This is a genomic window from Leptotrichia sp. (assembly GCF_057270615.1).
In genome coordinates, this window is sequence record NZ_DBHIXN010000007.1 from 50,943 (window position 1) to 63,226 (window position 12,284).

12 protein-coding genes and 1 tRNA gene are annotated in these 12,284 nt (G+C 28.1%); 2 read left to right on the plus strand and 11 right to left on the minus strand.

The genetic code is table 11. From position 1 onward, the window contains the following. Nucleotides 1-28: 28 nt before the first annotated feature. The 7 genes from ACO409_RS02605 to ACO409_RS02635 all read right to left on the minus strand — a co-directional run bounded on the left by ACO409_RS02605 (nucleotide 29) and on the right by ACO409_RS02635 (nucleotide 6,396). Nucleotides 29-172, minus strand: coding sequence for a hypothetical protein (locus tag ACO409_RS02605; protein ID WP_485554556.1), 144 nt, complete (start codon nucleotides 170-172; stop codon nucleotides 29-31). A gap of 64 nt (nucleotides 173-236) precedes the next feature. Next, entirely contained in the window at nucleotides 237-1,679 is a 1,443-nt protein-coding gene (locus ACO409_RS02610) for an alpha-amylase (protein ID WP_485554558.1), read from the minus strand. Nucleotides 1,680-1,862: 183 nt separating this feature from the next. Further along, complete coding sequence (gene kdsB / locus ACO409_RS02615) at nucleotides 1,863-2,615, minus strand: 3-deoxy-manno-octulosonate cytidylyltransferase (RefSeq protein WP_485554560.1); 753 nt, start codon at nucleotides 2,613-2,615, stop codon at nucleotides 1,863-1,865. Between the two features lie 404 nt (nucleotides 2,616-3,019). Then, the gene (locus ACO409_RS02620) at nucleotides 3,020-4,474 is read right to left on the minus strand and encodes a D-alanyl-D-alanine carboxypeptidase family protein (protein ID WP_485554563.1); all 1,455 of its coding nucleotides are present in this window, start codon (nucleotides 4,472-4,474) and stop codon (nucleotides 3,020-3,022) included. A gap of 154 nt (nucleotides 4,475-4,628) precedes the next feature. After that, complete coding sequence (gene nth, locus ACO409_RS02625) at nucleotides 4,629-5,273, minus strand: endonuclease III (RefSeq protein WP_485554565.1); 645 nt, start codon at nucleotides 5,271-5,273, stop codon at nucleotides 4,629-4,631. A gap of 30 nt (nucleotides 5,274-5,303) precedes the next feature. Next, a complete protein-coding gene (locus ACO409_RS02630; RefSeq protein ID WP_485554566.1) occupies nucleotides 5,304-5,954 on the minus strand; it encodes a TraX family protein in 651 nt (216 codons plus the stop codon). Nucleotides 5,955-6,138: 184 nt separating this feature from the next. Further along, a complete protein-coding gene (locus ACO409_RS02635; protein WP_485554568.1) occupies nucleotides 6,139-6,396 on the minus strand; it encodes a SemiSWEET family transporter in 258 nt (85 codons plus the stop codon). A 348-nt stretch (nucleotides 6,397-6,744) separates the two neighbouring features. Between ACO409_RS02635 and ACO409_RS02640 the strand changes: the two genes are divergently transcribed. Then, nucleotides 6,745-6,820: transfer RNA gene (locus ACO409_RS02640), tRNA-Thr, on the plus strand. Nucleotides 6,821-7,270: 450 nt separating this feature from the next. Here the strand turns inward: ACO409_RS02640 and ACO409_RS02645 are convergent. After that, nucleotides 7,271-8,281, minus strand: coding sequence for a YiiG family protein (locus ACO409_RS02645; RefSeq protein ID WP_485554570.1), 1,011 nt, complete (start codon nucleotides 8,279-8,281; stop codon nucleotides 7,271-7,273). 340 nt (nucleotides 8,282-8,621) lie between these two features. On the opposite strand from ACO409_RS02645, the gene ACO409_RS02650 reads away from it, so the two are divergent. Then, nucleotides 8,622-9,122, plus strand: a complete 501-nt coding sequence (locus ACO409_RS02650) for a TlpA family protein disulfide reductase (protein ID WP_485554572.1) — start codon at nucleotides 8,622-8,624, stop codon at nucleotides 9,120-9,122. A 207-nt stretch (nucleotides 9,123-9,329) separates the two neighbouring features. On the opposite strand, the gene ACO409_RS02655 is transcribed toward ACO409_RS02650, so the two are convergent. From ACO409_RS02655 to ACO409_RS02665, 3 genes are read right to left on the minus strand one after another with little or no spacing between them, the layout of a single operon-like run. Continuing rightward, a complete protein-coding gene (locus ACO409_RS02655; RefSeq protein WP_485554574.1) occupies nucleotides 9,330-10,316 on the minus strand; it encodes an SPFH domain-containing protein in 987 nt (328 codons plus the stop codon). Nucleotides 10,317-10,345: 29 nt separating this feature from the next. Beyond that, nucleotides 10,346-11,035, minus strand: coding sequence for a PspA/IM30 family protein (locus ACO409_RS02660; RefSeq protein WP_485554576.1), 690 nt, complete (start codon nucleotides 11,033-11,035; stop codon nucleotides 10,346-10,348). 25 nt (nucleotides 11,036-11,060) lie between these two features. Continuing rightward, entirely contained in the window at nucleotides 11,061-12,113 is a 1,053-nt protein-coding gene (locus tag ACO409_RS02665) for a TFIIB-type zinc ribbon-containing protein (protein ID WP_485554578.1), read from the minus strand. Nucleotides 12,114-12,284: the final 171 nt, after the last annotated feature.

Sequence of the window (12,284 nt, forward strand, 5' to 3'; positions counted from 1 at the left end):
TCTTTGAAAAAATAAAAATCCGATATTTCTATTTTTTTAAGTTATTACAAAGATTTGTATTTACACAAGTATATCCCCCTGCAACTGCTCCTGCTCCCAATGCTAAAGCTGTACAAGAACTCAAGCTCATCATTAATGCAACTACTGCTCCTATAATTTTTATTTTTCTCATTTTCCTTAACCTCTCAATCTGACTTTTATTTAACCTAAATCAAAAAATTTCAATATTTTAAACTTTAGCTTTTACGTATCCATACAGAAATTTTTTCAGCTTCTACCGTAAAATTAGCTTTTCCTTCTTCATCAATTACAATGTCTTCAAATCCACTTCCAGTAACTTCTTTCCAAACTTGTCCAGCTCGTTCTTTTCCAACTTCCACCTGAATTTCGCCTTTTTCATCAGAATTTGAAAGCACAGCTACACATCCAGTCCATTCATCTCTTCCTGTTCTTTGAATTGCAATTATATTTGGATCTTCAAAATGATTTATTTGCTCTCCATAAGCATATAATCTTCGGACTTCCAGAAGTTTATCAATTATCCATTGATGCGGACTTTTTTCACCGCCTACACCATAATAATCTCCATAAAATAAGCAAGGATAACCATCTTTTGATAATAAAATTATAGCATAAGAATGTGGAATAAACCAGCTTTCCACTTTTGATTCCAAGGCACTTCCCTTTTGCGAATCGTGATTATCTACGAATGTTACTGCCTCCATAGGATTTTCTGCAACTATTGTATGTTCAAAAATTTCTCGTAAGTCATAATCCTTTTTCTTTTCAGAAGCATCATACATATTAAAGTGAAGTCCAACATCAAATAAATCAGTTTTATATCCAACATTATCCAAATATTCCTTCAATCTTTCCAAGTCATTTCTCCAATATTCTCCAACAGAATAAAATTTTTCTCCATAAACTTCTCTTACTTTCGTCAAAAATTCTGCTATAAACTCATCTTTTATATGTTTTACGGCATCCATTCTAAATCCATCAATTTTCAGTTCATTCACAACCCATTTTCCCCATCGGATTACTTCCTCACGTACTTCAGGATGAGAAAAGTCAATATCAGCATTCATCAAATAGTCATAATTTCCAAGTTCAGAATCAACTCCCTCATCCCAGTCCTTATTTTCTCCAACAATTTTATAAATTGCATTTTTTCCAGTTTTATTGTCAAAATCCACCCCATCAAAAAGGTTATAATTCCATTTAAATGCAGAATATTTATCATTTCTTCCAGGAAAAGTAAATTTTGTCCATCCTTCTATTTCAAAAGGATCTGATATTTCAACAGTCCTATCTTCTGGATCAACTTCAATTGCTAAAAAATTCTCTGTTTCATCAGCACCTCCCTTATGATTCAAAACCGCATCTAAATACACATTTATATTATATTTATGAAGCTCTTCAATTGCCTCAATCAATTCCTTTTTCGTACCATATTTCGTTCTGATAGTCCCTTTTTGATCAAATTCTCCTAAATCCCACAAATCGTAAGCTCCATAACCAACATCCGCTTGCGAAGTTCCTTTATATGCAGGCGGAATCCAAACTCCGCTAACACCAATTTCGCTCAAATGCTTTGCATCTTCCTTCAATCTTTTCCAATGTTCTCCATCATTTGGCAAATTCCATTCAAAATACTGTATCATTACTCCATTTTCCATAAAAAAATCTCCTTCTTTTTACAATATTTTTTAGTCATTTGTAAAAGTATAAGAATTCTAATAAACACAATATTTTTTTGCTTGAATTTTCTGCTTTCTGTACTTTCTGTCAAGGGATATCGACCTTGTAATTATAAATATTGCTTTTAATTCATTTACTTTTACAATCATCTAATAATATTTTTATTTTTCTATAATTTTTATTCCTTTTTCTTTTACAAATTCAATAACTTCTATCAAATCTTCTTCTGTATCTACTCCTATCACATTTGACTTAGTTTCCAAAACCTTTATTTTATATCCATTCTCAATAAATCTCAACTGCTCAAGCGACTCGATTTTCTCAAGCACACCTTCTTTCAAGTTCTTCAATTCATTCAAAAATTTTGTTGTATATCCGTAAATACCAATATGTCTAAAATGTTTAAAATCCTTATTTTTATTACGTTCATAGGGAATCGGCAAACGACTGAAATATATTGCATTCTCATTAAAATCTGTTATCACTTTCACAATATTCGGATTTAAAATTTCTCTTTCCTCACGAATTTCCTGCTTCAACGTAATAATTTCCGATTTCTCATTTCGATAATTATTCGCCAAAATATTAATTGATTCAATATCAATCAAAGGTTCATCCCCTTGAATATTTATTACAAAATCATAATTTTTAAACTCATCTTTATTAATAACTTCTATTATTCTCGAAGTCCCGTTTTCATGCTTATTTGACGTCATAACTACATTCCCACCAAATTTTTTTACAGTCTCAAAAATCCTCTCATCATCAGTCGCCACAGCCAATTCATCAATATCCGCATTTTTAGCTCTTTTGTAAACCCACTCAATCATAGAATGTCCACAAATATCCTTTAACGGCTTTCCCTCAAATCTGCTAGATGCATATCTTGCCGGTATTACTCCTAATATTTTCATAAATATACCTCTCCTTTTTTCAGAAATTTCTATTCATCTGTAAAAGGCTATTAAATTAAACTAATACAGCACTTTTAAATTTTTATAATTTTTTGCTTTTTGATATAAAAAATAGTCACTTATATTTTACCATATTTTAAGACAAATTACATTATTTTATTGTTATATAATTTTTTTATCTCCATAGATATTATAAAGTCTATTTAAATAAAAATATACTCGAATTCATTCAAAATTAAACTGTTAAAAACATATATTGGGTAAAATATTCATAACTCTTGAGTTCAGTTTTATTATAAAATATATATAAAAAATCGGAAGAAATTTTCTTAATGTCTATTAACTTCCGATTTTTTTACTATTATTTAATTATTTTAGTTCTAATTTTATTTATTATCTTTTTCTTATGCCATTCCAAATGTTATAAATCTTAAAATACGTCCAAATATTGACAATTGTTTATAATCGCTTTGAGCTAAAATGTCCACACTTCCTACAATTTTATTGTCATTTGATAGCACTTCCAGTTTACCAATTACATCTCCTTTAGAAATTCCTTGTTTTTCAGCTGTAACTTGTAAATCTTTTACTTCAAATCTATAATTTGTATTGTCAATTTGGTATACATTACTTGAAAGAATACCTTTTATTTCTTTTTGCTTAGCATTTTTTATTTTAAATGTGCTTCCTATTTCTTGCCCTGCCTTATAAACTGATATCATTCTCTTTTCCAATTGTGTAAATTCTTTTTTTTGATCTTCAGTTCTGTCACTATCTGTTTTATTTCCTAATGTTACTGAAATAATTTCAAGATTTCCTATTTTACTAGAAACAATCATATTGTATCCCGCTTGTGCATGAAATCCTGTTTTTAATCCATAAATACCAAATTGATCCAGCAGATGATTTCTATTATTATAAACAACATCTTCTCCTTCTGAATTATGTAGAACCAATTCAGATTCTTTCATCCAAGCTCTTAATCTTTCATCTCTAATTGCCCTTCTTCCAAGAAGATACATGTCATAAGCTGTAGAAATATCCATATTTTTCTTAGTCATAGAACTGGGCAAGCCTGCTGGAGTATAATAATGTGTATCTTTCATGCCAAGCTCTTTTGCTTTTGCATTCATCAATTTTACAAAATTATTATAATTCCCATGCCCAATATGATATGCTACCAAATATGCGGCATTATTGGCAGAATAAATAATTTCTGCTCGTAATAGATCTCTTAATGTATAGCAATCACCAGCCTTTGCATTTAACCAGCTTCCTCCCATATTTACTGTTTCAGGTGTAAAGCATACTTTGTCATCAAGTTTTGCATTTCCTCTATCCACTTGATCAAGTGCAACAAGAATATTCATAACTTTTGTAAGTGAAGCTATCGGATGCTTTTGTCTTGACATCTCATCTTTTAAAACTTTTCCATCTGTAGTCGCAATAAATTTTATTACTTTTCCAGAATATTGTGAAACTCCTTCCTTTTCACGTTCTATCGCTTTTACAACTTTTCTTTCTGGAACGGGCTTATTACTTTTCTTTTCAGATCTATTAATATTTTTATTAATTTTATTTTCTTTGTTATTCTTTAAATTTTTTTGATGTTCAATTTTATTTTTTTTATCTTTTTTGATGTTTTTTGGCTCTTCCTTTTTTACAATTCGATGCTCAACTACACTATGTTTTTCATTATTTTCCTTTACAACTGGAGAACCTTTTTTTTCTTCCTTAACTGTAATATTATTTTCCCTTGGAGCAATATTTCCACTTTCTTGTTCACTTTCTGCATAAACTAATGATGCAAACAATACAGCTCCTCCAAAAATCAAAACTCTCTTTATTTTATTAATCATTATTTTCCTTTCCTCATATTATTTAAAAATTTTTTATTATTTATAACAGAGCTTTTTTTACTCTATTATATTCAACAATTTATAATTTATAAACTATACGAAAATATTATCTGACCATAAATTGTAAACTTACTACAACCATTGAACAAGTATATTATTTTTTTAAATTTTCTAAATTATATTTACAGTAATTCTGAATTTCACATATATTACATTTTGGACTTCTAGCAATGCACTTATCCCGTCCATGTAAAATCATATAATGCGAATATACAAACCAGTCTTTTTTTGGTACAAATTTCATAAGTTCTCTCTCAATAATCTCAGGATTATCATTTTTTACAAATCCTATTCGATTAGATAGCCTTTTTACGTGTGTATCAACTACGATTCCTTCTCGTATATTCCAAAGTTCACCAAGAACAACATTTGCAGTTTTACGACCTACACCTGGTAGTTCTACCAGCTTTTCCAATTCTTTCGGAATTTTGTCATCATATTTTTCAAGCATCATTTCAGCATTTAATTTTATGTTTTTAGCTTTATTCCTGTAAAATCCCGTCGATTTTATGTATTCTTCCAATGTTTTTAAGTCCATTTTTCTTATATCTTTAGGTTCTTTAACTACTTTAAAAAGTTGCTTTGTGACAATGTTCACACGTGCATCAGTACATTGAGCTGAGAGAATCACCGCTATCATCAGCTGATAAGGTGTTTCGTATTCCAAAGCTGCCTTAGGATTTCCAAATTTTTCTTTTAATATTGGAAACACCTTTTTAAATCTTTCTTTTTTTGTCATTTCTCTCTCCAAAATTTTAAAAAAATACTTTTATATTTTTTCTAAAAGAATTTTTATAACTTCTAAAATAAAAAAATGTATTGGATAAAATAAATAAAAAAAGTACTTCATACTTTTTCCTTTTTTTCCATTATACATAAAAATAAATATTAACGAAATTATTGAAAAAAACTGAGTATCAACTAAATCGAAAATATTAGGAAATATTTCATTAAAAATATTTAATACAAGAAAATTCATTAAAATTTTAAATTTGTCATTTCTAAAAATATTAAAATTCATAATGAGTAAAATTCCATACATTCCATAATCCAATTTAAATTTTTGTGAAAAAAATAAAACAAACCCAATTAAAATAATTTTCAAAATCATATTTATTTTTTTGGAATTAAAAATATAAATGGATAAAAGTCCTAAAAATAATGTAAAAAAAATATTCATTGGATAATCATAACCAAACAGTATTGATGGTATTTGGATACTAACAGCAAAAATAAATAACCTAAAAAGATAATTTTTTAGATTTCGAGTATGCACATACCCTTCACTAAGTGTAAATGCAAATATCGGAAACGCAATTCTTCCAACGATATTTAAAATCTTGCTTCCACCAATTACATAATGATAATGATCCAAAAACATTGTCACTATCCCAATTATTTTCAAAATAAATAAACTCAACTCATCTCCTAAAATTTACAATTAAAAACTGTTATAATATATCTAAAAAAACTATAGTTTTTCTAATAAATATATCATATTTAATAATAGCATTTTTTTAGTTTAATTTCAAGATTTTTTTAAAAAAAAAGCAATATATCTTAGTTATATACAAAAACCAAAGATTTCTTGCTATTTTTTATATTTAAAATGCTGTTACTGTTGCTAAAAATCCAAAAACTACTCCTGGTAAATTTGCTGCCGATAATGGATAGTCTTTTTTTTCTTTTAAAAGTCCATAGCTTGTCCATATTGCACAGTTAACAGTAGCTGCTAAAGGCTGTAAAAAAAATGTTTTATGTCCATGCAAGTTTCCCATAATTTGAGGAACATAAGATACATACATTATTACAGAAAGCAGTGTTCCAATCCACCCTAAAATTTTTAAATTTTTTTCACTCATTTCTTACTCCTATCTTTTATATCTTAGATCAAATTAATAAAAAATATTTATCAATTAAAGATATAAAATTCTAATTTTTTTATACTTAGTATTATAGCACTTTTCACTTTAAATTCAAATAAATAATTTTCATTTTTTGGTTAAATTACACTTATAATTAAAATTGATTTAAATCTGAACTCAAAAGTTATGACTATTTTATTCAAACTCTAAGTTTATATAGGTTTTAATAGTTCAATTTTAAATAGAGTTGAGTGTATTACTTATATTTCGACACCTATTTCATAATTCTTTAAAATTTTCCTTGACATTGAGTAAAAAATTCGATATAATACTTTTGTTAGTTTTGCCGCTTTAGCTCATCTGGTAGAGCAACTGACTTGTAATCAGTAGGTGGTTGGTTCGACTCCGACAAGCGGCACCACTTTAAAAATATCACTCATATTATATTTAGAGCTATTTTATTTCGATAAAATAGTTTTTTTATTTACTTTACAAATTTTTTAATTTTACATTAGACCTGTTCGATAACTATACAAACTTAGAATTTAATAAAATAAATATCTTGAAGCAAGGGGTCTTGACCCCTTGTATAGATAAAAAAACTTAGGTTATCGAACATATCTATTATTAAAAATTTTCTCAATTCTTATGCTATTTCCTACTTTTCCTTTTATTTTCTATTCATTTTTTAAGTTTAATACTATTCCACGTTTAAAAAGCAATTATTTGAAAGTAAATATCAAGTTTAATCTACTAAAAAGATTTATAATTTATTCGTTATTTAAATGGGATTTAGTATAAAATATAAAATAAATAAAAAAAGAAAAATTTGAAAAATTCAAACCTTTCTTTTCTAAATTAATTTTAAATATTATTTTTTAGTTTTTTTAGCCAATAATTTATTATGTTCCTTTACTACTTCGTTAAAGTTTGCAAGTACATTTTCTGGCGTTCCTTCTTCTGTCTGTGCAAAGAAGCTGTCACTTACCGAAGAATGTGAAGCTTTTTCCTTTTTCTCTATTCTTTGAATAAATACGTTTACAGATTGGTTAAATTTGTTGGCTTTTTGAACAAATTCACTATGATCTCCAGGCATATACCCTTCTCTTTCAAGCTGTTTTGTATTTTTTAAGGATTTTTCAAATTTTATAAGAGCCTTATCCATTTTATCTTCCATCTTTTTAAATTGTTTAGCATTCCCTTTTACAATAAAATCGCTTGCATCTAATTCTTGTTCATGTATTTCTTTTATAACCTTTTCGCCTTCAGAAATAAACATAAATTGATTATATGTAATAAATTGTTTTCGTTTATCATAATCTTTCATCATTAATTTTTTTATTTCATCAGATTTTTTTTCAAATAAATTTTTATAATTTTTAGTAACTTGATTATATTTATCCAATGTTGCAAGTAATTGTGTATGCAAAATTTGTGCTTTTTTATAATTATCTTTTAGATACTCTTTATTCTTATAGTATATTCTCATTTCATCAGTAATTGGCATCATTTTTTCAAGTATTGGAAGCATAGCTATCGCCTTTTTATCCAATTCATCTTTTCGTTCTTTACTAGTTTTCAACTCTTTCAATTTGTCAATAAAATTTTTGTCAATCGCAATGTCAGCTGTAATATCTTCATTCGGAATAGTTTTAAATTTTTTGTCTGTCCCAGCATCTTCAAAATAATATAAAAGACCTTTGTCAATATTAAGGATTCTATTATAAAAACGTATATGCTTACTGTATTTATCTTTATTTCTTTCCAATATTTCCTGTTCTTTGGAAACTCCGCTTAATGATTTTTTTTCAACTTTTCCTGATACCATTGATAAAAATACTATTACTATTAATCCTAGTAGTATTATTCCTATTTTTTTCATATAATATTTTCAATCCTCCTCTAAATTTATACTAAAATTATTTTAAAACTCGCTCTAAAAAATTATAATCATTTCATTAATTTCTAGTATTTACATTGATTTTTTATACAATTTTTTATCTAAATTTCTTTGAGTTTTATTTCAAATCTATTTTACTTCCTTAGTACAATTATAATAATTTTTATACATAATGTCAAACAAAAATAATATATTTTTGAAAAATTTTAAAATATATGCTATACTAAATTAAATAGCTAAAGGTGTTAAATATTTATTACTCAAAAATTATAAACAACATATATATTTAACATCAATTTTAGAAAAAGGAGAATGATTTAAGATGAAAAAAATACTACTTATTATTTCAATGTTTATGGTATTTATGATTGGGTATGGAAAAGGAAAGGCACTTGATGTAAATGTAGAAGCTGGAGCTAAAATTCCTAGTTTTCAATTAAGAGATCTTAATGGAAAATATACAAACAGCAGAAGACTCTTTAACAATGGAAAACCTACATTATTAGTTTTAGCAGCAGAATGGTGTCCATATTGCCGTTCAGAATTGCCTGATGTTCAAAAATTCTATGAAGAAAATAAAGATAACGTAAACGTAGTAGTTGTATTTACAAGAAGAAATACAGATTTATCACAAACTAAAAAATACGTAAAAGAAAGTAAATTTACTTTCCCAGTTTACTACGATGCAGATGACTCAATAATGAAAGGTTTCAAAGCAAACAGCATTCCATATAACATAAAAATTGAAAATTCAACAATTCAAGAAGTTTTAGGTGGAACTATGCAATATGATGCCATAAAATCAGCATTTGGAATTGAATAAATTTATTAACTAAATTTTAGTTTTAAAACTTATCAGGATTTAAAGTTTTGTACTTTAAGTCCTTTTTTATTAAATTTACATAATTTCTAGCTCATACTATAAAACTAATTTTTTATAAAAAAATAGCACAATTTAAATCATAGATATTCTTGTGCTATTTGATACTATTTCTAGTTTAAAAAGTAGAAATCAAAAAATTTATGAAATTTAAAATAATTTTTTTCCACATTCTGGACAAAATTTACTTCCATTTGTCTTTGTTCCGCATTCTGGACAAAATTTTGGTGCAGCGGTATTCCCTGCAGTCTGATTATTTTCTGATGGCTGCTGATTGTTATTGAAAGCCTGATTTTGCTGATTCATTTGATTTGTCATTTGTTGTCCCATCATCATTCCCATTTGCATACCTGCGACATTTCCAGCCATATTTCCTGCACCTGTTCCATTTTCCATAGAGTCAGCCATTGCCATTTGAGTATACTTGTTTACATCTCCAACCATACTTTGTCCTGCTGCCTTTTCCTGCATACGTTTTATTTCTTCTGGATAATTGAAGCTGGAAATAGTGAAACTTGGAATGCAAAGTCCGATTTTTCTCATTTCAAAATCCATATCTTCTTTAATCCCATTTCCAATTTCATAAGAATTAACCTGAAGGTTAAACATATCTTTTCCTTCTCTAGCTATCCATTTCATAAGAAGCTGATCCAGCATTGAAATTACTCTTTCTTTTACATCATCAATATTATACTGCTGCTTAATTCCAGCAATTTTATCAATAAATACATTATAGTTGTCAACTTTACAAGCCATTACGCCAAAAGCTCTTATTGGCATCCCTCCTGGAAGTCCTGGTGCCGGAATATTAATAGCATTTTTAGTTCCCCATTTTACAGTAACTTCCTTTGTATTGATAAAAAGCACTTCGGCTCTCATTCCTGAATTAAATCCAAACTTAAATCCTTTTAATGTTGACAAAAAAGGAACTATTTGTGAAGCGACATCATAACTTCCTTCATCTTCAAAAACACCTTCTATTTTTCCGTTAGAAAGAAAAATTGCATCTTGCCCAGGTCTTATAATTAACTTTGATCCTTTTTTTATTTCTTTGTTTGACCATTTCCAAAAAAGAGTCTCATCATCATACTGCTCCCATTCTATAACGTTAGCAAGCTGATTTCCAAATAATCCCATTATAGATTTCTCCTTTCAATTTTTATTTTTTATATTCCCATTTCTTTTTTCAATCTTTCAAGCTCATCATCAACCGCAGATGAATTTTCCTTAGATTCCGCATCATCATATTTCTTCATAAGATCATCAACTTCATCCCTTTTTGGAGAATTAAGTTCTATACTTGCATTTGCTTCATCTAACATTCTATTAGCCTTTTCTTCAACAGAATTAAAGGCATCCATTTTTCCGCTTATGCCAGCAGAAGATGATAATTTACTAATTTTTTGAGCAGATTTTGCCATTTTTATTTTTGCCTTTATTTCATTTCTTCTATCATTAAGTTTTTGTATATCCGCTGTAAGTTTATCGTGCATTTCTCTCATTTTTAAAGAATTTTCAACTGCAACCATTTTTTCCTTTTCAAGCGATTCTAATTTTATTTTAATAGATTCCTTTTTTTCCAAAAACATTCTTGCATCAGCTTCATTTCCAGCTTGAAGAGCTTTTTTCGCATAACTTTCCATTTTTTTAATTTCATCTTCACATTCTAAAACTTTTCTTTTTACTGCACTTTCCTGTGCCATAACAGCAACTGTTTCAGCCTTTACACTCCCAAGATCTTTTTCCATATCCCTTAAATACTGATCTATCATTTTTTCAGGATCTTCCATTTTATCCAGCACCGCATTAATATTTGATGCCATTATTGTTTTAAATCTTTCTAAAATACCAGCCATTTTAAACTCCTCCAATATATTTTTTTTATTTATTCATATAGTAAAATAATAATCCCAATGCTATTACAGCTAGTATCGCTACAATAGCTATTTTTACAGCAGATTTTGGATATTCTCCAACTATTTTCCCATTTTCCCCATTTATAACAATTTGATAAGATTTTCCATTAAACGAATAAGACATTGAATATACAGGTAATAATAAAAGCCTGTAATATTCATCGCTCCAATAGACAGAATATCTTATATCTCGTACTCTGTCATATCTTCTTAACACATCTGAAGAAATCGTATTATAAATTTCATCTTCCATTTTTATTTTAGCCTCTTCATAGCCTTGCCTCATGGGAATTTTAAAAATCTCAGAATTATACCCCGATAAATATCTCGAATCAAAATTTATCGTATCTTCTACATCAAATCCTCCAAGACTTTTTAAAAGCCTGTCATTTAACGTTCTGGAAGCTCTCATTATGACATTTCTGAATTTATTTCCAACTTCACCACTTACATAATACCAGTCTGTGACTATTCTTGTTCTAGTCTTTCCATCCTCTTCATAAGTTTCAGTCCTGTCAATCCCTCCCTGAGCAGTATATTCACTATCTGCACTATTATCAAAAGACCAGTATGGAAGATATATTCCAGTTATTTTCCCGCTTTGATACAAATTTTTTAAAATATTCGGAGCAAACCATCTTCTTTTTATCCAATTTGAAAAAAGATTCCCTATTTCTCTTCTATCCACAATAAAAGGTCTTATTCCATCAGGTTCTAATACAGATACCGCCTTTTCGCTCAACACGATATTTGTATCGCAATAAGGGCATTTTTTTGAAGTTTCAAGCGGTTCCATCTCAACCATAGCTCCGCAGGAACTGCATTGAACAATTGTTTTTTCTTCAGATATCTTACTTTTTATCCTTTTTTCATAATCATTTATATCGTGTCTTTTATGCGTAAAAACTTTTGGCAACTCTTCTTCTGTTTCACAATTTTCACATTTCAGATTCCCAGATTTCGGATCAAACCGCATCATTCCGCCACAATTTTTACATCTAAAATCATCACTTTTCATTAAAATACTCCTTGACAAAAGGTTTTTGATCTCAAGTTAAATAAAATTTAATAAATAAACATAGAATCTCCAAAACTCTGAACCTCCCACGACTAAAGTCGCAGGGTTCTAAAATCTTTAAAAATTTTCTAAGAAGTTTGATAGCTTTACACTACCCTTATTCTTTTAGGC